At 37.0% G+C, this 22448-nt stretch carries 23 protein-coding genes and 1 tRNA gene; 11 read left to right on the forward strand and 13 right to left on the reverse strand.

Annotated features, from left to right (window positions below; genetic code table 11):
* Positions 1 to 86: 86 nt before the first annotated feature.
* On the reverse strand, positions 87 to 1079 hold the full coding sequence (locus tag C7H19_RS08535; protein ID WP_106456461.1) for a ribose-phosphate pyrophosphokinase: 993 nt from the start codon (positions 1077 to 1079) through the stop codon (positions 87 to 89).
* Positions 1080 to 1333: 254 nt separating this feature from the next.
* Here C7H19_RS08535 and bioD point away from each other — a divergent pair, with 254 nt between their 5' ends.
* The 3 genes from bioD (at position 1334) to C7H19_RS08545 (ending at position 3200) form a co-directional block, all read left to right on the forward strand.
* Positions 1334 to 2017, forward strand: coding sequence for a dethiobiotin synthase (gene bioD, locus C7H19_RS08540; protein ID WP_106456462.1), 684 nt, complete (start codon positions 1334 to 1336; stop codon positions 2015 to 2017).
* Positions 2018 to 2227: 210 nt separating this feature from the next.
* A complete protein-coding gene (locus tag C7H19_RS25555; RefSeq protein ID WP_181280565.1) occupies positions 2228 to 2398 on the forward strand; it encodes a hypothetical protein in 171 nt (56 codons plus the stop codon).
* A 61-nt stretch (positions 2399 to 2459) separates the two neighbouring features.
* The gene (locus C7H19_RS08545) at positions 2460 to 3200 is read left to right on the forward strand and encodes a DUF561 domain-containing protein (RefSeq protein ID WP_106456463.1); all 741 of its coding nucleotides are present in this window, start codon (positions 2460 to 2462) and stop codon (positions 3198 to 3200) included.
* A 62-nt stretch (positions 3201 to 3262) separates the two neighbouring features.
* Here the strand turns inward: C7H19_RS08545 and ruvB are convergent, their stop codons facing one another.
* Positions 3263 to 4333, reverse strand: a complete 1071-nt coding sequence (ruvB, locus tag C7H19_RS08550) for a Holliday junction branch migration DNA helicase RuvB (RefSeq protein WP_106456464.1) — start codon at positions 4331 to 4333, stop codon at positions 3263 to 3265.
* 56 nt (positions 4334 to 4389) lie between these two features.
* On the opposite strand from ruvB, the gene hisF reads away from it, so the two are divergent.
* The 3 genes from hisF to C7H19_RS08565 all read left to right on the forward strand — a co-directional run bounded on the left by hisF (position 4390) and on the right by C7H19_RS08565 (position 5560).
* Positions 4390 to 5172, forward strand: coding sequence for an imidazole glycerol phosphate synthase subunit HisF (hisF, locus tag C7H19_RS08555; RefSeq protein WP_106456465.1), 783 nt, complete (start codon positions 4390 to 4392; stop codon positions 5170 to 5172).
* Between the two features lie 61 nt (positions 5173 to 5233).
* Positions 5234 to 5434 carry a hypothetical protein gene (locus C7H19_RS08560; RefSeq protein ID WP_106456466.1) on the forward strand — a complete coding sequence of 67 codons (201 nt, stop codon included), beginning with the start codon at positions 5234 to 5236 and terminating at the stop codon, positions 5432 to 5434.
* 53 nt (positions 5435 to 5487) lie between these two features.
* Positions 5488 to 5560 (forward strand) — tRNA-Ala (locus C7H19_RS08565).
* A 94-nt stretch (positions 5561 to 5654) separates the two neighbouring features.
* Here the strand turns inward: C7H19_RS08565 and C7H19_RS08570 are convergent.
* From C7H19_RS08570 to C7H19_RS08580, 3 genes are read right to left on the reverse strand one after another with little or no spacing between them, the layout of a single operon-like run.
* Positions 5655 to 7049 carry a TniQ family protein gene (locus C7H19_RS08570; RefSeq protein WP_181280551.1) on the reverse strand — a complete coding sequence of 465 codons (1395 nt, stop codon included), beginning with the start codon at positions 7047 to 7049 and terminating at the stop codon, positions 5655 to 5657.
* Positions 7036 to 8190, reverse strand: coding sequence for an AAA family ATPase (locus C7H19_RS08575; RefSeq protein WP_106456468.1), 1155 nt, complete (start codon positions 8188 to 8190; stop codon positions 7036 to 7038). The genes C7H19_RS08570 and C7H19_RS08575 overlap by 14 nt, the downstream gene beginning before the upstream one ends.
* Before the next feature lie 2 nt (positions 8191 to 8192).
* Positions 8193 to 10892: a DDE-type integrase/transposase/recombinase gene (locus C7H19_RS08580; protein ID WP_106456469.1), complete on the reverse strand. Its 2700-nt coding sequence runs from the start codon at positions 10890 to 10892 to the stop codon at positions 8193 to 8195.
* Positions 10893 to 11078: 186 nt separating this feature from the next.
* Here C7H19_RS08580 and C7H19_RS08585 point away from each other — a divergent pair, with 186 nt between their 5' ends.
* From C7H19_RS08585 to C7H19_RS08595, 3 genes are all read left to right on the forward strand, one after another.
* A complete protein-coding gene (locus C7H19_RS08585; RefSeq protein ID WP_106456470.1) occupies positions 11079 to 12182 on the forward strand; it encodes a hypothetical protein in 1104 nt (367 codons plus the stop codon).
* Positions 12183 to 12298: 116 nt separating this feature from the next.
* A complete protein-coding gene (locus C7H19_RS08590; protein WP_106456471.1) occupies positions 12299 to 13168 on the forward strand; it encodes a DNA adenine methylase in 870 nt (289 codons plus the stop codon).
* Positions 13161 to 14486, forward strand: a complete 1326-nt coding sequence (locus C7H19_RS08595; RefSeq protein ID WP_106456472.1) for a type II restriction enzyme — start codon at positions 13161 to 13163, stop codon at positions 14484 to 14486. Before C7H19_RS08590 ends, C7H19_RS08595 begins: the two co-directional genes overlap by 8 nt.
* A 254-nt stretch (positions 14487 to 14740) precedes the next feature.
* On the opposite strand, the gene C7H19_RS08600 is transcribed toward C7H19_RS08595, so the two are convergent.
* The 5 genes from C7H19_RS08600 to C7H19_RS08615 all read right to left on the reverse strand — a co-directional run bounded on the left by C7H19_RS08600 (position 14741) and on the right by C7H19_RS08615 (position 19228).
* A complete protein-coding gene (locus C7H19_RS08600; RefSeq protein WP_106456473.1) occupies positions 14741 to 16222 on the reverse strand; it encodes a restriction endonuclease subunit S in 1482 nt (493 codons plus the stop codon).
* Positions 16223 to 17022: 800 nt separating this feature from the next.
* Positions 17023 to 17271 carry a hypothetical protein gene (locus C7H19_RS08605; protein ID WP_106456474.1) on the reverse strand — a complete coding sequence of 83 codons (249 nt, stop codon included), beginning with the start codon at positions 17269 to 17271 and terminating at the stop codon, positions 17023 to 17025.
* Positions 17272 to 17402: 131 nt separating this feature from the next.
* Positions 17403 to 17615: a hypothetical protein gene (locus C7H19_RS27090; RefSeq protein ID WP_146136505.1), complete on the reverse strand. Its 213-nt coding sequence runs from the start codon at positions 17613 to 17615 to the stop codon at positions 17403 to 17405.
* A 22-nt stretch (positions 17616 to 17637) separates the two neighbouring features.
* Positions 17638 to 17799: a hypothetical protein gene (locus tag C7H19_RS27095; RefSeq protein WP_219907617.1), complete on the reverse strand. Its 162-nt coding sequence runs from the start codon at positions 17797 to 17799 to the stop codon at positions 17638 to 17640.
* A gap of 4 nt (positions 17800 to 17803) precedes the next feature.
* Positions 17804 to 19228 carry a class I SAM-dependent DNA methyltransferase gene (locus tag C7H19_RS08615; protein ID WP_106456475.1) on the reverse strand — a complete coding sequence of 475 codons (1425 nt, stop codon included), beginning with the start codon at positions 19226 to 19228 and terminating at the stop codon, positions 17804 to 17806.
* A gap of 61 nt (positions 19229 to 19289) precedes the next feature.
* Between C7H19_RS08615 and C7H19_RS08620 the strand changes: the two genes are divergently transcribed.
* Positions 19290 to 19706, forward strand: coding sequence for a XisH family protein (locus tag C7H19_RS08620; RefSeq protein ID WP_106456476.1), 417 nt, complete (start codon positions 19290 to 19292; stop codon positions 19704 to 19706).
* Positions 19694 to 20029 (forward strand): XisI protein, encoded by a 336-nt coding sequence (locus C7H19_RS08625; protein WP_106456477.1) that lies wholly within the window; start codon positions 19694 to 19696, stop codon positions 20027 to 20029. Before C7H19_RS08620 ends, C7H19_RS08625 begins: the two co-directional genes overlap by 13 nt.
* Before the next feature lie 8 nt (positions 20030 to 20037).
* On the opposite strand, the gene C7H19_RS08630 is transcribed toward C7H19_RS08625, so the two are convergent.
* The 3 genes from C7H19_RS08630 to C7H19_RS08640 form a co-directional block, all read right to left on the reverse strand.
* The gene (locus tag C7H19_RS08630) at positions 20038 to 20427 is read right to left on the reverse strand and encodes a GIY-YIG nuclease family protein (RefSeq protein ID WP_106456478.1); all 390 of its coding nucleotides are present in this window, start codon (positions 20425 to 20427) and stop codon (positions 20038 to 20040) included.
* A complete protein-coding gene (locus C7H19_RS08635) occupies positions 20428 to 21120 on the reverse strand; it encodes a type I restriction-modification enzyme R subunit C-terminal domain-containing protein (protein ID WP_106456479.1) in 693 nt (230 codons plus the stop codon).
* Between the two features lie 76 nt (positions 21121 to 21196).
* Positions 21197 to 22441 (reverse strand): RNA-guided endonuclease InsQ/TnpB family protein, encoded by a 1245-nt coding sequence (locus tag C7H19_RS08640; protein WP_106456480.1) that lies wholly within the window; start codon positions 22439 to 22441, stop codon positions 21197 to 21199.
* Positions 22442 to 22448 lie beyond the last annotated feature (7 nt).

Consider the following 22448-nt stretch of genomic DNA (forward strand, 5'->3'; position numbering starts at 1 on the left):
ATCTGAGGCCGCCTAAAACCAAAAATTGAGAAACTACTGTTCAAAGCATAAATTTTAGGTTGAATTCATGCTTTGAAGGTTAACGACTAGCGAAACATACTACTTACGGAACTATCTTCATGTATCCGCCAAATAGCTTCACCCAAAATATTTGCAACTGATAAGATCGTAAGCTGATCGAACCGTTGTTCACTAGCTAAAGGAATTGTATTAGTAACCATTACTTCTTCTATAATACCGCTCGATAACCGAGAGATAGCTGGGCCACTAAAAACCGCATGAGTCGCACAAGCATAAACTTGTCGAGCGCCTTTTTCTTTTAGTAATTTAGCTCCTTCGAGAATGGTTCCGGCTGTATCAATCATGTCATCGACTAAAACTGCGGTTTTTCCTTGTACATCACCAATGACATTCATGACTTCAGCTACATTGTGGCTTTGTCGTCGTTTGTCAATGATGGCTAACGGTGCTTCATTGAGTTTTTTAGCAAATGCTCTAGCTCTGGCTACACCTCCAACATCTGGCGAAACAACCACTAAATCTTCTAACTTTTTGCTATTGATGTAATCGATTAGAACAGGAGTACCATAAACATGATCACAAGGAATATCAAAATAACCTTGAATTTGGGCTGAGTGTAAATCCATTGCTAAGACTCGACTCGCTCCTGCTTCGGTGATCAAGTTTGCCATTAGTTTAGCAGCGATCGATTCTCGTCCGGCGGTTTTGCGATCGGCCCTTGCGTAGCCATAATAGGGAATAACGGCGGTTATTTGTCGTGCCGAAGCCCTACGACAAGCATCAACCATAATCAGCAATTCCATCAAGTTATCATTAACGGGTTTGCAACAGGGTTGAATCAGATAAACATCACACCCTCTAATCGACTCTTGAATTTGGATGTATAATTCGCCGTCAGCAAAGTGCTTACGAATCATTGGACCGACATCCATTCCTAAATAACGGGCAATTTCTTGGGCAAGAGGAACGTTTGCAGATCCAGAAAATAGACGCAAACGATGATTATCCGATAGGGGTTGAACCATCGGTTGAAGTGTTAAAGTAGCAGAATAGCTCACAGCAGACTATTTACCCTCAACTTACGGCAGTTTTTTCTATCATCTCAGGTTTTAGACGATTCTGGAATGATTGATCTCGATCTAAATCATAACTAATTAATTTTTCATTTGGTGTAACATATGTTCAACTTTTTTAACTGGTTTTTTACTTTTGAGTGTGATTTGAATCACACCGTTAATACTATTGATCTGGCGAGTTCTTTCACTCCTTCTAAAAAAATGTTGTAATTATCCTAAAAAAGATCTAGATTTTTATGAGCGCTTTATTGATTACTGGAACTGATACTAATGTAGGTAAAACCGTATTTACCTCGTCTTTTATCGCTTATTGGTTGCATTATCATCCTAATCAATCAATTGGTTTAATGAAATTAATGCAAACTGGAATGGGCGATCACCAATTGTACGAAGATTTATTTAAGACTTATCAATCGATTGAAATTGTTACACCTTTAAAGTTTACGGCTCCTCTTGCCCCACCGATCGCAGCAATAAAAGAAGGAAAAATAGTCGATTTAAAGACGGTTTGGCAGGCGTTTTGTTCTTTGACCCAAAACAAAGATTTTGTCATTATCGAAGCTCTAGGAGGCTTAGGCTCACCCGTCACTGATGAATTAACGGTGGCGGATATCGCTTTTGAATGGCGATTAGATACAGTATTAGTGGTTCCTGTACAACTGGGTGCGATCGGTGCGGCGGTGGCTAATGTGGCTTTGGCTCGTCAAGCTAAAATTAATCTAAAAGGAATCATCCTCAATTGTGTTCATCCGACGACGGTAGAGGAAATCAATGATCTCACTCCAACTGATTTGATTCAATCTTTATGCCATGTACCAATTTTAGGGATTGTTCCTTATCTAAGTGAGCCTCACAATTTGGCTAAATTAACACAAATCGCTTCAAATTGTGATTTAGAGTTGTTGCTTTGCTCTCGTTAGACTCGATAAAGAATATATACTTATCAATGGCTGGTCTATTGTATAAGACAGATTAATAACTGTCTAGTATTTTTCCTAACCACATTAAGATTCCGTTACGATAAAATAAGTAAGCGAAAGATCGATAAGTAAATATAACTATTGTTCTTGGTCTATGTACATCATAGATTCAAAGCAAATTATAAAACTAATAGTTCAATAAACCTAACAATGATAACAACAACCCAAGAAGATCTATCCCTGGCGAAAGTCGTACAAGTGTACCAAGCCGATCAGCAAGTTAAATATTTACACCTACAAGCTGAAATCGAAGTCTTACTGCAACAGCTAAAAACAGTAGAACAGCAAAAGCATCAAGAAAAAGCTTTAGCCAAGGTTTAAGCGCAAACCTTAAAGAAAATGGGACAATGGTTCTATCATCAGCAAAAGAATCAAAAAAACCATGCAGTTGAAATTACAGCAAGCGTTTGCACACTCAAAAGCTCTTAAAGTCATTAGCGGCTTGAACCAGATCGATGTAGAGAAAGTGAGCGCCGTTTCATTAGCTGCCGAAAGAGGCGGAGCAACATTTGTCGATATTGCGGCTGATCCTAATTTAGTGGCTCATGTCCGTAAAATCATTAGCCTTCCGATCTGTGTCTCAGCCGTTGAACCAGAATTATTCCCCAAGGCGGTTGAAGCGGGAGCCGATCTCATCGAAATTGGGAACTTTGATAGTTTTTATGCTCAAGGGCGACGTTTTGAAGCTAAGGAAGTTTTAGCCTTAACTCATCAAACTCGTGCGCTGTTACCAGATATTACTCTTTCTGTCACAGTTCCTCATATTCTGCCTTTAGATGAACAAGTTGATCTCGCCGAAGCTTTAGTAAAAGCGGGGGCTGATCTGATTCAAACGGAAGGCGGTACCAGCAGTCAGCCGAAAAATGCAGGAACCCTCGGATTAATCGAAAAAGCAGCACCAACTCTAGCGGCGGCTTATAGTATTTCTCGTGCGGTTTCCGTGCCTGTTTTGTGTGCTTCTGGCTTATCGAGTGTCACGGTACCAATGGCGATCGCTTCTGGTGCATCAGGTGTTGGGGTTGGTTCTGCCATTAATCAACTTAATGATCCGATCGCAATGGTAGCATCGGTTCGGAGTTTAGTCGAAGCCTTAGAAAACAGTTCGGTTACTGTTCGAGGCTAATTAATCTAAATTAATGTTTTAAAGTGGGCTAAAAAAATCGCTCACTTTTATTTTTTTCAAGATTAAAATAAGGAAAAATTATCAGGATTTTTGGCAATTCCCAAATGTTTATAAGCGGCTTCTGTGGCAATTCTTCCCCTCAGTGTACGGTTTAAATAACCAATTTGTAACAAATATGGTTCGTAAACATCCTCGATCGTTCTGGCATCTTCTCCAGTGGCGGCGGCGATGGTTTCTATGCCCACAGGCCCACCTTTAAACTGTTGAATAATAGTGTTTAAAACGAGTCGATCGGTCCAATCTAAACCTTGATGATCGACGTTTAATTGTTCAAGAGCCTCAGCCGCTAAGTCTTGATTAATACACTTTTCGCCCTTGACTTGAACATAGTCTCTAACTCGTTTCAGTAAACGGTTAGCAATACGGGGTGTTCCCCTAGAACGCCGAGCAATTTCTTTAGCCCCGTCTTCGTCGATGATTGTATTAATAATCTTAGCAGTTCTTAATATAATTAGGGTCAGTTCTTCGGGTTCATAAAAGCGTAAACGTTGAATTAGTCCAAAGCGATCGCGTAATGGTGAGGTTAAAGTCCCTATTTTAGTGGTTGCGCCAATGAGAGTAAAGCGAGGAAGTGAAATACTCTGAATTCTTGCGGTTTGTCCTTTTCCAGCAGTAATATCTAAACGATAGTCCTCCATCGCCGGATAGAGTAATTCTTCAGTAACCCGATTAAGACGATGAATTTCATCAATAAATAGGATATCACCTGGTTTAAGATTGATTAATAGCCCTGTAATATCTCTAGGACGTTCTAGGGCTGGAGCCGCCGTAATTTTACAACTCACTCCCATTTCGGCTGCTAAAATAAGAGACATCGTGGTTTTTCCGAGTCCAGGCGGGCCATACAAGAGTAAGTGATCAAGGGCTTCTTTTCTGGCTTTCGCTGCTTGAATCGTAATTTTTAGACTGTTTTTCAGGTCTTGTTGTCCGATATAATCGTCTAGGGAAGTAGGACGAATCGAATCTTCAGCGCTTTGGGTTTCTTCAATAGCTGGCGTAGCGGATAGTAGGTTTGTGGCTAAAGGTTGGGGAGATTTAGGAGTAGAAGAATCTGATAAACGTTTAATCGCCATAGTACATTGAGGATACGACTCGTTTTTACTCTCAAAAGAGGTTTTTTTGTAAGTTTATGTTAGCCAAACGTATTTTACCGTGTCTGGATGTTAATAAAGGTCGAGTGGTTAAAGGGGTTAATTTTGTGGATCTCAAGGATGCTGGAGATCCTGTAGAATTGGCTCGACTTTATAACGAAGCTGGTGCAGATGAATTGGTCTTTCTCGATATTACCGCAAGCTATGAGGATCGAGATACGATTCTTGATGTTGTTTATCGTACTGCCGAACAAGTTTTTATTCCTTTGACGGTGGGCGGCGGCATTCAATCCTTAGAAAATATTAAAAATTTGTTACGAGCCGGGGCGGATAAAATCAGTATTAATTCGACGGCGGTTCGTCAGCCAGATTTTATTAATCGAGCAAGCGATCGCTTTGGAAAACAGTGTATTGTCGTCGCAATTGACGCGAGAAGGCGAAATAATTCCGATAATCCGGGATGGGATGTTTATGTAAAAGGCGGTCGAGAGAATACGGGAATTGATGCGATCGCTTGGGCGATTGAAGTCACCGAACGTGGGGCGGGAGAATTATTAATTACGAGTATGGATGCCGATGGAACCCAAGCCGGGTATGACTTAGAGTTAACGAGTCAGATCGCGCAACAGGTGGAAATTCCTGTGATTGCCTCTGGAGGGGCGGGTAATTGTGAACATATATATCAAGCTCTCACAGAAGGACGAGCAGAAGCCGCATTATTAGCATCTTTGTTACATTACGGTCAGTTAACGATTGAGCAGGTTAAATCCTATCTATACGAACACCATGTACCGATCCGACCTGTTGGGAAAACTTTATAAAATGTCAGGTGAGTACAAGATTTCTGTATTAGAATAGAAAAAAGTTTACACTTTTTAAAATATGTTGATACCTATTCTAATATTTGACGTTGCTTTGGTGGCGTGGTCACTCCATTTAATGCAAGAGGCGATCACTCAGCAAGAATTTTCTTTAATGTTGGCGGGAACTTTGGTCGCTTTATCCGCAGCAGCGATGTTAGTTGTCTATTTTCTGATGGGTCATTGTCTCACCTATTTGACTCAAATTCCTTATCATGGTTAATTAAGCTTGACAAAGTGTGATAAATTAATTTATAATAAGAAACGGGTTTAAAAGGGGATATAACTCAGTTGGTAGAGTATCACAATGGCATTGTGAGAGTCAGCGGTTCGAGTCCGCTTATCTCCATAAATTGAGAATAATAAGATTTAGAGGTTTATGTGACTTGAACGATAACTTTGCCGCAATGGCAGGCTTATGGTTCAGAATGGACGCTGCAAGATTATGGTTCAATAAAGAGGGAACGTCTTGCGTTACGAAAAGCTTCTCTCACTTTTTTATAGCGTAAAAATCCTGGTCGTGAAATTAATTTTGAGACTCGTGCTTCAGTCGGGTATTCTCCTTCTTGGTAGAGCTTGATAACTACTTGTTGAACTTCTTTGCAAGATTCCTCTAATTTTTGGCAAAATAAAGCTTTTTCATACTGAGCATATCTAACTGAGATTGCTTTACATAAATCGGGAAAATGACGGAAGATCGTTCGTCTGTCGAAATTTAAAGCTGTTGCTACATCAACCAGAGATGGAGGTGGAATCTCATCATCGTTCAAAATATCCTCTAAAGACTGCTTAACTTGTTCGACTGGGAACAATCTGCTTTTAGCCTTGTGATTGTTACTCTTGACCAGCAGAGAAACTACGCCTTTGTCACTCTCTATCTCATCAGCATTCAGAAAATCCCAAAGAGATATTTTCAAACAATAGCAAATTTTTAACAAAGCTTCTAAGGTTGGTTGATTCTTCCCCTGACACCACAACCAAAAAGTATTTTTAGGGATTTGTAATTGACGCGCTAGGACTGCTAGATTTCCTTGGGTTATCTTTCGGGCATAGATGATTAAGTTTTTAGCAATTATCTCCTTAGATGGGAAGATAGCTAATTTTGAAGATAAAGCTAACAATTCCCCAGTATTTACAGTCTTCCAAATTTCCCAATCAATATTTTTTAAGATAGATGATGACAAGTCATCATCAGTAGAACTTGTCTGTTCATTATTATGACTACCTAGCCAAGCCTCACATCTCGAACAGTGGCCGACCTGCGAACGTCCAGTTAGGAGAAAACTATTATGATGACAATACTGACATTCAGATACTAAAGGAATTTTATGGACAGGACAGATATTAATAACTGAAAGTGACCACAGTAAAGGCTCGTAAATGCTTTGCCCATCATCCAACCACTTTTTGTAACACAGAGGACACCAAGCACGCTTAGAGCGTAATAAATTTCTAGAAGTTAGGATGTCTGACCAGGGAAGTAAGGTTAAAAGGTGTAAATCATCCCGATAAGTTAAATGAGAAAGGATACGGACTAGATCTTGTGCCATCGCTCCTGTTCCGTTGAAAGCGCAACTTGCATGAGAAACTTGCCTGAGATGAGCTACACCATATTGTTTGTCGATAAAAGCTGAAAATTCTTTCTCGACTAAAACACCAGACCGTAAACTATGAGTGAAAGCTAAACGGGATATGTAACTGGTTAAACTCTCAACATAATGCGTACCGATGCCAACGGGTAAGAGTGGAAACAGACGACTACGAGTTGGAACAGAGGGTATATAAAGATCCCAAGACTCATATATAGTAAGCTCCTCTGTGTTTTCAACTGACATCATGCTGCATCCCAATAGAATCTCTTTTCGGTTTACGCTTGCCAACTTCACGTTGACGGCGAGGCGGTTGTGGAGCTTCGACGGATTGGGGTTGAGGCACTGGTTCTCCACCCAACCCAAGAGCATTACGGAGATTCTTAACATCGGCTTCGGTTTCCATCAACTGACGTTCCCCCTCTTGGATCTCCTGTAGCATTCGCTGACACTGGGCAACTGACCAAGCCCGTCTTTCAAGATGTTTGAGGGTCACGGTATTCGACCCTTCATCAAGAGCGTCTTTAAGCGCACGAGTCAGCCATTCCTTAGCCATGCCCACGCACCCTAGAGATCGTTCGTACACGTATTCCCAAATCAACAAGAAATCGGGGGTTTCTCTCAAGGGCATCTGACGCTGAAAAGTCAGCAAGACACTTTTAAACGCTTGAGCTTCGACCGCATTTTCCGCTTGATACCGAGGAAAGTGGATATCGACACTACGGCGGGAGAGTTGACCACTAAGGTTACGGAAGGTCAGCAGTTCGTAAGTTCCCAGCAGACAATGTAGGATGCCTGTCATGTTAGCCAGAGATTTCAAACAATCTAATTGGTCTTGTAACTTCTGACCACTGGAAGTTTTAGAGAGGTGTTGCGCCTCATCAAGGATGAAACATTGAGGGCGACGATAGCGCAAGCTATTCTCCAAAGCCCGACGTAAAGCCGGAGCAACGACTTTAGACTCGATGACCAAATTGCCGAACAAGTCTCGGTAGATGCCTCTCGTTCCATAATCGACCTTGTACTCGATTAATGGTTCTTCTAAGGCAACCAAAGCGCGAGTGTAGTAATCTTTCCAATTGAAGTTTTTCGACTCAGGAGCAACCGCTTCCATGCCGATAACTGGTATACGTCCTCTATCTCTTTCAAGATCTGATAAGATCTGTTCGGTTAGTTTCTGCTCGACCCGTTTTCTGAGAGTGGTTTTCCCGATACCACTAGGGCCGTAGACAAAGATAAAAGAGGCACCCGCAGGCTCGGAAATCGTCCTCATCAAAGACTCGTATACGGCTTTGAGATGAGGATGAGCAACGGTGAACGACTCGAAATAGGCGAGTCTTTCGGGTGCAGTAGAGGTTAAGAGTGAGGGCGGGAAAGCAGTGTCGGTCATGGCTAAAATTCCTCGTAGATGACGAGTGGTTCCGTGAATAGTTCTTTGGTATCGGAGTCAGGAGCATCAAATACTTTAGCTTTTACATCGATAGCAGGGCTTTCTTGTAGATGAAGATAGTTAGGTGTTAGTCTGCCGCCATCAATAACCGAGAAGATGCTTCTAGCCTCCATATCATGAAGTCTCTGTTCTAGGACAATCTCAGTCGCCTCTACTGAAGACAGGAACTCAGCCAACTTTTTAGCCGAAACCCGGTTATTCTTGTGGTGGTTGGAATAACGCTTGAGGAGTTCAGCTGTTGCTAGTTTGAGTTCTTTTTCCGAGCGACCACCGAATATAGCGTAATACTGGGAGATACATTGTACCCATTGACCTTTGACAAAAGCATAGGCAACTCCTGCATCGAAAGGGTCATAGCGGACGGGCAGGTCAGTATTTTCAACTTCTGGATCTCGAAATAGGTTAGACCAGTAGTAGATGTAGTTGATTTTGATGCCGTGACTCGGTTGTACTTTGGCTTTACCGCTTGTAGTAGTTGGTAAAGTTAAGATCTTAAAATTCTCATCATAGGGAATTAGACGATGGACTCGATTACCAGAAAGCTGCATCCCTAAACCGAATGCTTCCCTCGGACTCATGAATAGAGCAGGGTGTTCATCTGTATCGTATACCTCATAAGCCCAGGCAGTCAGATATTCGTAAACCGACCCTAATGTCCAAACAGCCTGATTTTTAGGGAGGACAGATTTAGTAACCTGTCTGACATTGCGGACAATTTGAGTATTACCTAGTAGATTATGGACAAACTGAGTGTTACTGGTACCGAACAGACGTTCGATGACCGACCCAAAACGCCCTTTTGCACTCGGTCGATGTTTTTTAGTACATTCATAGGTGGCTAAAAGCGTCTCAAAATAGATACTGTGGAACTCCGTACCATTATCAACGACAATAGATTGAGGTAAACGCCCGTGACGCTGTACGCAAATTCTTAAGACCATCAAGCAGGAACGGTAGGAAGGAGAATCAAACGTCAGATAAACCGCCAAGAGTCTTCTACTGAAAGCATCGACGAGAAAACTGACCCAGGGTCTACCTAATTTTCTTCCCGTTTGAGAACAAACCAGTTCTACATCGAGTTGCGTGTGGTCGATATGACAAATTTCCATCGGTCTATCGCCGTGTTTGGCTGTAGTTCTTTCCAATTCCCAGTAAAATGAGGATTTTTGATAAGCGGCTCGACGACCCTGACGTTTTAAGGTTTGTTCGTAGCTAGACCGTTTATGTACCTTTTGGGTAAAAGTTTTGTAACTCGGAACCATAAGACCTTTTGCCTCACAAGAATCTACCAGGGAGCAGTAAACCGACCACATTGTTTTCTGCTTCAGGGTTTCATAGTTGTCGTTGATGAATTGCTCCATTAAATCTAAAGAATTTTGAGGAAGTTTAGAAAGTCGATTTCCTTTAACATTTCGGTGGGTTAACAATCGTAGATAGCCGCAGCCATACTTCTGTTGAGCCGCTTTATATTTGGCTTTCCAATCCCGAATCGTCCTAGCAGGTGTCGTTTCATCGTTTCTTTTCTCACCTTTTAAATACGGCTCAATAATTTGGTATCGTCGTAGAGCTTCTTCTTGATCTTCAGGTCTAGCTTGGTAGAATCGTTCCCAAGCATCTTTATCAGGATTGAACGATTGTTCGGCTTCGAGGCTTTTTACCTCGCCTTTGTGTATCAATTTTTCCAGTTCATAGCGTTTAAGTTGAATCAGCTTTTCATCCTCAAAGCGCAGGGTAACGTTCCTCTCGCCCAGATGGAGAATGTCCAAAACTTTCCCATCCCAGATAATTGTCGTTCCTACTTGTAAATCGATGAAAGAAACACCCAAATTTAAACGAGATGAGGGAGCATTAATCATCAATTGATAAGCTTGAGCGGTTGTAGAGTTTGAGAAAACAGGACAGCAATTTGGTTCGGCTAGTAGAGTTTCATCAAGATTAATGTAGATCTCGCTACTGACAATTAGAATGTAAATGTCATCAGCTTTAATCTCCTTTTGATGCAGGAGTTCCGATAGCAATATTCCAGGTTTTTGAGAAACAAGCTTGATGAGATTATCCTTATCTTTCGGTTCAACTGATATAAAATCAGTTCTAAAATAGTCTTCTAAAAAGATTAGATTTCGTTGTAGCGTCCAGTTAATCTCATTGTTAGAACGTAGACGGTAATATAAGCCGAAAGGACGAGCGTAGTTTTCTCCTGGGGGACTCGACCATTTACCATCTTTCATGACATAACGGTTCGGACTTTTGAGGGCGAGTTTTTTGAGATCTTCAGATGTTTTGCATTCTTCCCATCCCGCACCATCAGATCTGATGACAAAGAAGTCGGGAGTGTGCAGGATGCCTAATTTTTGTCCATTTTTCCCTGTATAGTCTAGTTTGATGGAGGGTGGCTGGTCGAAATACTCAAGTACGTCGTCATCATGCTCAAGAGTAAATAGGATTGGAAACTCTACAGTATGGCTCTCGAAGCTGATAGTGCATCGCATCTTGCGACTGGGATAGCGACCCGCAACATTTTCTCGTCCACCTCCTACCCGTCTGGATGGTTCTGACGAACGAATGTGTTCTATCAACCTTTGAGTCTGTTGGGACAAGTTGAGACGATAGCACCATCGATTGAATTCATCCGTCGTTAGCATAGCAGTTAATTAGTTCTTATGTATTATAATAACGCAAACAATAAATACTAGATGGGTTAGATGACATTGAGATGGTTTAATCTTTTCTCAATTATTAAACATGGTTCTGATAAGGTATAATTTCGACTTTACTAGCCGTCTTTAAGATTAGCCATATTTTTTAAAGGAAAATAAATCGGAAAAAGTATGAAAGAAAACAATAGTATCAATGAAAGTAGCCAAGAAATTATTGAATATTATCTAAAAAATTGTTTAAAGATATTTGAGCTATTAATTTCTAAGAATTTTTGGAATTGTTGTAATACAGATGAGGAAGGGAAATACTTATTTGTAGTTGAAACAACTCAATTTACGGGTTTTAACTTGGGAGCGATTAATTTAGAATATTTTAGCCAATTAGAAGGACTATTACAAACAGAAATTCTATTTATGTTTCCCAATCCTCCAGGTTATCAAAGCAATTTGCAATTCGATGAATTCTTGTGTCCTAAACTTTTATATGAATACCAACCTAGTCCTCAAGAAAGATATAATTGGACATTAGAATTTGCGAAAATTATAGATTGTTGGTTGGCAGCTAGTTTAAATTATAAGTTAAATGATTTTCAAAAAAGTGAGCGATTAGAAATATTTACAAATTTTATTAATCGGGAGAGAATTGCAGAAGCTTGTAAAAAGTTAAATTTTTCTCCTGAAGATGCGTATATTGAATGGAATGAATCTCAATCACAGAATTATAACTTAAATAAGCAAGTAGCTCTATTTGAGCGTTTTAAGTTCACAATGCAAAACATAATAGATAACTATAATCAAAGGCTAACTAACTCGATTAAAGCTATATCATCTCAAAGATTATGGCAATTTTGTAATACTTATATAAGAGGGCAATATTTATTTTTTATAGCTTCAGAACAGCAAACTGATAATGAATGGATGCTTATTGATGTTCAAGAGAGTCAACAAATTCAGAAAGTTAAGGAAAAAATCCCAGGTTTGATACAAGTACCTATACCACCAACATTTTGCAACATTGAAACTTCTAATTTAGTAGATGATTTTCCCCTATGGGGTTATCAACCAAGTGTAGAAGAACGATACAAATGGACTTTAGAGCTGTCTAAGCGAATTGATTCATGGTTAATTGCAATAGTATCATATGAGGCCACTTTACTTACCAAACCTGAGCAAGTGAAGATTCTGGAAATTATTTATAGAAGAAGTAATATAATTGAATTTAGTACAAATTTACAATTTTCTCTACAAGAAACTCAACTGAAATGGAGTAAATAAAAATTGAAAGTTATGTAAATATTTTTAAATTTTTAATATTTAAAAATAAAAGCTTTTTTTAACTTAGCTATTATGCTATAATAAAAATTTAGAAAAAGAACAATATAGTACAAAGTATGACCATCAATCAAATAGAAAAAATAGCAAATAAAAATAAATATAATCAGCTTGTAAAACCTTTTTTAAAGTGGGCGGGTGGAAAACGGCAATTACTAGCTGAATTAAGAAGAAATATGCCTAAAAGCTATGAAAATTACTATGAACCTTTTATTGGTGGTGGTGCTTTATTCTTTGACGTTCAACCTCAAAAAGCTGTTATTAACGATAGCAACTCTGAATTGATTAATTGCTATCAAGTAATTAAAGCATCTCCAGAGAAATTAATAGAAAGTTTGAATCAACATAAAAATGAGATAAATTATTATTATAAACTCAGAGATCTAGACCGAGAAAATACTTATTCAATGTTGTCATCAGTTGAAAGGGCCTCAAGAATTATCTATTTAAATAAAACTTGTTACAATGGCTTGTTTCGAGTCAATTCTCAAGGACAATTTAATGTACCATTTGGAAAATATAAAAATCCCGATATTGTAAATATAGCTGTTATTAAAGCTGTTCATAAATATCTTAATGAAAATTACATTAATATGTTAAATACAGATTTTGAAAAAGCTTTATCAACTGCTAAAAAAGGCGATTTTATTTATTTAGATCCTCCATATGACCCAATTTCGGATACATCTTCATTCACAGGCTATGATGTTAATGGTTTTGACCGTGAAGAACAAGAAAGATTAAAATTAGTAGTGGATAAACTTCATGTTAAAGGATGTAAATTTTTGCTCAGTAATGCTTATACAGAGTTTATAATCGATTTGTATAAAAATTATAAACAAATTAAAATTTCTGCTGTTAGAGCAATTAACTCTAACGCTGATAAAAGAGGTAAAGTCGATGAAATTTTAGTAAAAAATTATGATTAATTCTCAAGAAGGTGATGAAAATCAAGATATTAATTCCCAAGAAACTGAGAAAAGTAAGAATGATATTGCTTGGGAAAGATTATTTGATGAATATAATATTTTAGATGAAATCAATAAAAATGGGAAGTTTGAAATTACATCATCTCAGATCAATCAAATTAGAGAAAGTCGTTTGATGGCTAAGTTCGATCACTCAGCAAACTTACCTAAAATTTTTAAAGCTCATAACTTGTCTATATTACCTATTTCTAGAAATAAATACATTATTGGTTATTTTGATGCTTATTTTAAGGTATCTTATCAGGATATTCAAACAATACCAGTATCATTTCCTCAATCGATAGAAAGTATTGATTATACTAATTTATATTCTGAAAGTATTGCTTTAAACTGTGCCTTTAATGCTGGTATCATCAATGCTTTATTTAATGAGATATGCTTTTATACCCTTTCAGGAAGAATGTCTACTGGAAGTTTTAGTTTTAATATTAAAAATAAGATAAGTGAAAGATTTTACGAGCTTTCTGTTAGTTCTTCTCAATGTGAAATTGATGCTGGTTTTGAAAATGATGACTTTCTTCTTATAATAGAATCCAAAATTTATCAAGTCGATGATTTTTTAATTAGACAGTTATATTATCCTTATCGACTTTGGAAAAGTAAAATGAAAAAAGAAGTCGTACCTATTTTAATGACATACTCTAGTTCTAAAAATTTATTCAGTTTTTTTATTTATCGATTTGAAGATGATTTTAATTTTAATTCTATCAAGCTAGTTGAGCAGAAGAACTTTCGGATTTATCCTGAAGAAATCTCCAGCCAGGATGTGTCAGAGATTTTTATTAATACTCAAATTAAAAAAGACCCTCCTAATATAGCTTTTCCGCAAGCTAATGATTTTAATAAAATTGTGGATTTACTTTCTCTTTTAGTAGATGCAAGTTTAACTAAAGATGAAATTAGTGAAAATTATGAATTTGATATTAGACAAGCTGGTTATTACTCGGACTCAGCAAGATATCTTGGTTTAGTTGAAAAAATCAATAACAGGAGAGAAGTAACTATTAAATTGACTGAAGAAGGTGAAGCTATATTATGTTATGGCTATCGACAAAAAATACTGTGCTTGATATCTAAAATTCTAGAACACGAAGTTTTTTATAAAGTTTTTGAAATTACTTTAGATGAAGGTTGTCTTCCAGATAAAGATAGAATTTGTAGTCTTATGTCTCATTTAAATCTAAAACCTAAAGTGATCGTCAGACGTGCTGGAACTGTTAGTGCTTGGATTAAATGGATTTTATCGCAAACTGATTGATAGATAAACTTAAACTAGGTGTGGTAGAAAAATTGCTTAACCAAGAAAAGTATTTAAAGGCTCACTTTGTCATTGATGTTAAAGAGAGCCAAATATTAAGTATATTACTTCAGCAATTTTTATTTGTTCTCTCGGCAAGCTTATGATTCAAAAATGTACTCACGGCATTGTTATGATTCAACTAGCGAGAACTGTTGCTGAAATTCCCGACGACAGAATAATGGTTTGAGTCCTGCGAACGGCAAAGTTATCATTTATTTTATGGCAGACTTATGAGTAAAGTCACAGTTTAAATCTAATTGTTTGGGTTCAGTTTTTGAAGATTTCTTCTTGGTTCGCTTCGGTTGGTCTTGTTGGGCTTTTTCAGCTTTGATGCGATCGAGTAATACTGATGCTGGTTCGTCGTTAGGATCTTGGGGAACGAGTTCTCCTCGAAATGCTTTTGCTAATATGGATTGATTTAGGGTTTCTAGTTGGGTTTGGGTTTGTTGGTATTGTTGTTCGATACTGTCAGCAAGTTTGAATAGTGTTTCGATGCGTCGGACGATTTCTTGTTGTTCTTTTAAACTACAAAAAGAAATTTCAATATCTTTAAAAGCATCCTGAGAAATATTTCTCATTGAAAGTTGATTGCCAGTAGCTTTACTTTCAATTTCATTTCTACCTAATTTAGATTTTAAATATAAATTTACATATTGTTTATTAATTTTATTATTAAAGAACACACGCCATACTTTATCACTAATCATAATCTTATAACTAATACTATCAACAATTACCGATGCGCCTACTAATTCAATGGTATTAGCTCTAGAGATTAAAAAATCTCCTTGATTTATGAATAAGCTTGGTTCTATCTTTGTTATATCGTCTACAGTTTTAGTTTCTAGTGCATTAAATTTTCCCCAAGTTACAGCACTTATTTTTACAATACCTACTGTATTATTATTGACTGGTAGTTCTAAACATTTAAAATTTTTACCAGCTTGTATTTTATCAATGAAATATTTTAATTTTATCCATTTATAATCAGACATTTCTAAATTTCTTTTAGTCGGAAATTTCAACAACTCCTCAGCCGGTTCAATATCAGGATTTTTCTCTCGCCAATCCCGTGTTAAATCGCCTCTAAATGCCGCAGAAAGCACCGATTGACGAAATTGGTCTAAAAGTGGTTTGATGGCTTCTAGTTGGCTTTTAATGCGATCGCTATGTTGTTGTAGTGCGTCGATTTTCGCTACGATTCGCTTTTGTTCGTTGAGAGGTGGTAGGATAAACCACATCTTTTCTAAATGACTTGGTCCAAAGTTAACTTGTGCGCTTCCTGTAGATGCTGTTTTAGCTTGAGATAAAAAATATTGAGACTTTAAAAATAAATGAATAAAATCACGAGTAGAAATATTTTCATAATGAGGACGAAATCGAATAATACTTGTATTAAGCATCAAAGGCAAATTTTCTTTATAAATAAGTGCTGTTTTACCCAAAGTTCCTGAACTTGAAGCTACTATATCACCTTCATTTAGTAAGAAATGCTGGTATTTAGTGTAAACTTCTTCAAAATCCAAATATTGACACAAATTTAAAATTACTTTTTCATCTTTAAGAGTTCGGATATTCAAAAAAGGTATACCTGTTTCTTTAAATTGATATTTTCTTAAACCTGGCCCTTCTTGAAAAAAAACTACATCTTTCAGCTTTACAATTTCCCACCCATCAGGAATATTCATACTCATTTTTAATCCTTACATAAAATATTAGTCTATTTTAATAGACTTTCGCTATTAGCCCTGAAATTCATTTCGGGGCGATTTATTAAGGTATTTTAAGCTTTTTCTGTTAGTTTCTAATACCAAAGGGCGAATTAATTCGCTGTCTCATAGCTAAAGTCGGTTCAAACCGACTAATTTTATAATCTCCCAACTTTCAGGAATATTCATACTCATTTTTAATCCTTACATAAAATATTAGTCTATTTTAATAGACTTTCGCTATTAGCCCTGAAATTCATTTCGGGGCGATTTATTAAGGTATTTTAGGCTTTTTCTGTTAGTTTCTAATACCAAAGGGCGAATTAATTCGCTGTCTCATAGCTAAAGTCGGTTCAAACCGACTAATTTTATAATCTCCCACCCATCAGGAATATTAAAACTCATTTTTTATCCTTACATAAAATATTTAAAATATTAGTCTATTTTAATAGACTTTCGCTATTAGCCTTGAAATTTATTTCGGGGCGATTTATTAAGGTATTTTAGGCTTTTTCTGTTAGTTTCTAATACCAAAGGGCGAATTAATCTGTCTCATAGCTAAAGTCGGTTCAAACCGACTAATTTTATAATCTTCCACCCATCAGGAATCTTAAAACTCATTTTTTATCCTTACATAAAATATTTAAAATATTAGTCTATTTTAATAGACTTTCGCTATTAGCCCTGAAATTCATTTCGGGGCGATTTATTAATGTATTTTTTGAGCTTTCGGTTAGTTTATAATACCAATACTAAGGGACTCGTATCTAAAATAACTTAATTTTTCACAATTCTCCAAATCCTTTCAAATAATCTTTGTTAGTTGATAAATCTGAGGGTGCATCAACACATCCAACTATATCTTCTGCAAGTTCTAAAGCTGATTTTTCTGAGTTATTACTGTTAAATTGATTGAGTTCTTTGTTATATTTTTCTGCTAAATACGCTAAAAAATAAGCAGCAACCTGTAATTTTTCTGGCGATAATTGGTTTATATATTGTTTGATTTGGTTTTGCATTTCGGTTGTGTTCATGATGATACTGTGATCAAAACTAGGCTATAACTTTAAAAGGTATATTTTCTAAAACGACTTGAGGTTTATTTCCTGAACCTAAAATATCAGTTGCATCTATTTTCCATATAAAATCCTATTTAATCATTTATTTACCAAACTAAATTTAAATCTAAAATAAACTCTGGTAACACATCTTCACCTGATAAAAACTGAGGATTAATTAATATTTCTTTATCTTGTCCTTGCCGATATATCTCAACTACATCTCCCCTGTCCTCTCTCCTGTAGGAGAGGGATGCCGAAGGCGGGGTGAGGTTAATTAACCAACCTAATCTAACTCCGCTATTCATATATTCTTGCATTTTAGCTTGTGTTTCTTTTAAATTAAATAATAATTTCTCCTGTTGCTGTTCGTTCGATTCGTAAGTCTCCGTTTATCTGACAAAACTCAAAAAACTGGTCATCTGTCATCTCTATGACGGGTCGTAATTTCACCATCAAGGGTAAAATTTCTGTATCGGTTGCTGCAATTGGTGTAATTGTCATTTTTTTAATCCTCTTTTTCTAACAATTCTATTAACTCACTCATCTCGTCTAACGCTATCTGTAAACGCATCATCATTTCTGCGGCTATTTCTTCAGGTTCGGGTAAATTATCCCCACTCTCTTTACTCTCATCCCGTAACCAAGTGATATCTAAATTATCGCCTCGTTTATTAATTTCTTCTCTGGTAAAACATCTAAAACGCCCATTTTCTCCTAAATCTGTACGAATGCTATTACCATTGGGGTCATCGCCATAACAGCTTTCAAAGTCTTTAAAATGATTATGAGTTAGGGGAATGCGTTTCCCAAAACTCGGCATATTTGTCCGCAAGTCATAAAACCAAACCGCTTTAGTATTTCCCTTTTCTGTGGTTCCTCTAGAGAAAAATAATACATTTGTTTTAACCCCTTGGGCGTAGAAAATCCCTGTAGGAAGTCTTAAAATCGTGTGTAGATTGCATTTATCCATCAAATCAGCGCGTATCTGCTTTCCTTGTCCATCTTCAAACAAGACATTATCGGGTACAACCACCGCAGCCCGTCCATTGGGTAATAGTCCACGATAGATATGCTGCAAGAAAGCCAACTGTTTATTAGAAGTGGCAAAAGTAAAATCATCACGACTGGGTTTCCCTCCTCCTTTTTTGGTTCCAAAGGGAGGATTAGTTAAAATGAGATTGGCTTTAGGTAATCTTTGTCCGTCTCCTGAAAGGGTATCGCCTAAACTGACTTCCCCTTCTATTCCATGTAACATCATATTCATCAGTAATAAACGATGGGCATCTTGTACTAATTCCATGCCATAAAATGCCTGATATCGTTGGTACTTTTGTTCTGCTTCCGAGAGTTCAAATAAATCATCGGTTTGCCGTTTGATGTATCTATCGGCTGCGATTAAAAAACCGCCTGTACCTGCTGCGGGGTCTTGTATTGGTTCCCCTGCTTGCGGTCGCATCAGTGTTATCATACAGTCAATGAGAGGACGCGGCGTAAAGTATTGACCTGCGCCTGATTTTTTTTCGCTGGCGTTTTTTTCTAATAATCCTTCGTAAAGGTCGCCTAAACCCTCTTCTTTTGCTGAATACCAGTCCAAGGCATCAATACTATTTACCAGTTTAGCGAGGATGACGGGAGTTTTGAGAGAAGTTTGGGCATTGGCGAAAATTGCTTGTATCTGGGGAGAACTATCGGAACCAAGTTTCAGTAACAGTTCTCGATAAAATTTTAGTTGGTCTATTCCTTCTCTTGCTTCTAAGTCTACCCATCGATAACCTTCGGGTAACTTTCCATCGGTTTTTGTCTCCTGCGCCATTTTCAGGAACAAGAGGTAAGTCAGTTCTGTGACGTATTGTAGATAGGTAATGCCATCATCCCGTAGAACATGGCACAAATTCCAGAGTTTTTGGACGATATCAGATGTTGCGTTCATAAAGGGAATTGCTAAATGTTTAACTATAATAGGAGAAATAGTCGATTAATAGTGTGATTGAATGCCAGCAAAGGACATTTTTCACGATACTGTAAAGATTGCATTAAACAAAGGGGGATGGATAATTACTAATGACCCTCTAGTTATTCGCTACGGAGGAAAAGATTTATTTATTGATTTAGGTGCCCAAAGAATTATTGCAGCAGAAAGACAAGGTGTTAAAATTGCAGTTGAAATTAAAAGTTTTATTGGTGCTTCTCAAATTAACGACTTAGAAAATGCCCTCGGACAGTACATAGTTTACCGTAATATTTTAGAAGAAATAGAAAAAGACAGAATTCTTTACTTGGCTATTTCAAATAAAGCATTTAAAGATATTTTTTCTGAACCTATAGGCCATTTAATTTTAAGCAAGAATAAATTAAATTTATTAATTTTTGACCCCCGCAGCCAAGAGGTTAAACAGTGGATAAGCTAGAAGGCTACAAAACAATCATCAAAAGAGTTTTAGGCGATTATGCCAACATATCTTATTCTTATGGTGATTTACATAGAAAGCTTATTATCAGTGATGAGCAAAATAATTATTTATTGATGACTTTGGGTTGGGAAGATGATACTAGAGTTCATGGCTGTCTAATACATTTAGAAATTATTAATGGTAAAATATGGATTCATCGAGATGGCACAGAATACGGTATTGCTAATGATTTAGTAAAAGAAGGAATTACTAAAAACGATATTGTTTTAGGATTTCAACCACCTGAAATACGTCCATTTACGGAATTTGCGGTCGGATAAGTAAGTTCTTACATAGACCAAGAGTATAAACCTGTTTCTTTATCCCAAAAAATTTTTATTCCTTTTGCCTTAAGCTTTTTCCTATGACTATAGTTGTAAACACCAAAATAAGCGCAATTTAGATACATATCTTCTAAGGCATCTAAATAAGTGTTGTCTTTCATCTCTTGAGTAGAAACTATTTCAAGGACTTTAAAAGAAAAGTTTTCTTTACCATATTTTATAACATCTCTAACTAAAGCTTTATTTCCTGTATTACCATTATTTTTAAAAGCTGAACAATAGTGAGTGTAACGTTTATAAAAATCTTTTGTTTGTCCAATATAAAATTTTTCAGTTATTTTATTATGTACTGCATAAATTCCACCTATTCTAGATAACTTATCTTTTATATTCATTTAACTGATTTCTCCCCATATTCCCTCGTTAATCTCCTCTAAAATCTTCTCTAACTTTCCGTCAAATACCTGATTTATCTGCTTAAATCCTCCGTATTCCCGAAACTGTCCCCCGTCAATTGCTTCTTTGTCAACAATGGTTTCTATCTTTAATTGTTTACCAATCCTTTCTAACCATTTTCGTTGATTGGGTGTCCAACGACCAGACGCTATAATTTTTTTGATAGCTTTATCGACTCTTTCATTATAGGGAACTAACGCATCTCCTAACGCTGCTTGTCGAATAAATCCAATTATATTCGCGGTAATGTCTTCGGATTTTATCTCTCTCCAGGCAACTTGTAAGGATTTCTCCTGATATCCCGCTTTATCTAATTCTATAGCTAATTGTTTTAATTGCGATCGCGTTAATTCTTTTGGACGTTGTGTAACTACGATTAAAGCAGGGATTTTATTCATATTCTCCTGTAAATACGCTTTAAATCCTTCTAGATAATCTTCTGGTTTTATCCCCTCTCCGTATCCTGTTTCGACTCGTCTAACTTCATCCCGATGGTAGGATATTAATACTGGTTGTGTTCCTCCATCTCGTCTATCTAGAATTTGAGCAATCTGTACTTTATCTTTAAACCATTGTGCTAGAGTTTGAGGGTCATTGTGTCTAAAATAATCGACTATCTGAGGAATGTCCATAAGAGCGATCGCTTCTATCTGTTCTCTGCTATCATGACTAAGTTGACACTCTACCGCCGTGAACGGACGGGGATTCTTAAGAGATTTTAATCCTTAAAGGGTTAGCCAAAAACCCGCTAGACACTCGCTCGAAATCGAGTCTGTGCTTACTTTTAACTAAAATATTGGCACTACCGTTTATATCTGCTGAAACAAGATGCTTTTCTTTTGTTCGATACAATCCCCGTTTAATTCTCTTGCCAGAAAACTTTGGTTTACTGGGGTTGTCGGCATTGTAAACGGGTATTTTGTCTCGGTCGTAAAAACTAGCCAAAGACGAGTAAGATTCTTCCTGTTCGAGGTATTCAATACTATATCGAGAACACAAAGCACTCAACTTCTGCTTCAGTTGCCAGAAAGGGATCTGAACAAAATTTTGATTATTAGTCCGGCCAATATTAATTTCCTGTTTGATACCTGGGTTGTACCCAACTATCAATTTACCTATTTGATATTTCAGACAGTGATTGATTATTGTTCGAGCCGTCTTGTTCAAATAGTCACGGACACAATCATTACGCCATTGATAGAGACGGGCTTGTTTATTAGTAAAGCTTTTAATTCCTTGCTTATCCTTGGCAGATTGAAGAATCGCATTACGCTTGTTGTACCACTGGTTAATACTTTTAATTTTCTTTCCATCAATCAAAAATTGATGCCCGTCAGTGTCAAAACAAGCGGCAATATTGTCAACCCCCAAATCAATAGCCATAGCTTTAGAGGAATCAACAGATGTCTCGATTTTTTCATCCTCATAAATGTACTCGATTTCAAACCATGTGCCCTTGTATTTTGGATGTATTCTTACCTCCTTAATGTTTTTGTTGTGAAGTCTTTCTGGAAGTTGGATTTTAACTTCCCCATATTCTTTTTTAAACTCATAAGACATGGGAATTTTGAACATCCCGTCTTTAAGTTTAATTCTTGGAATAATCAGAGGGAAATATCCTTCTTTTGGCAAGTATTTTGGCAATTGTGGTTTTTGCTCACATCGTCCTACACTAATAGCCTTGAGCAATCCCAGAAAAGATCGCATACTTCTATCTACTACTTTCATTGTCTGTTGAGCAATATCGGTATTAAGCAACCGATAATTCTCATTCGATTTACAAAGATGGTAGTTAGATTCGTAGGTCAGCCGCTTTCTTTCTGTAAAGAAATACTGCCTACATTCGTACAATGCCACATTGAAAAGGTTTTTACTCAAACGACACAAAGTAGCAAGAGCATTAAACTCTTGCTGGCTAAGTCGTCTAAGTTGATTCTTTTGAGTGGCGTACATATTTAAG

It is taken from the genome of Aphanothece hegewaldii CCALA 016, from assembly GCF_003007785.1.
In the GTDB taxonomy this organism is placed as follows: domain Bacteria; phylum Cyanobacteriota; class Cyanobacteriia; order Cyanobacteriales; family Microcystaceae; genus Chroococcus; species Chroococcus hegewaldii.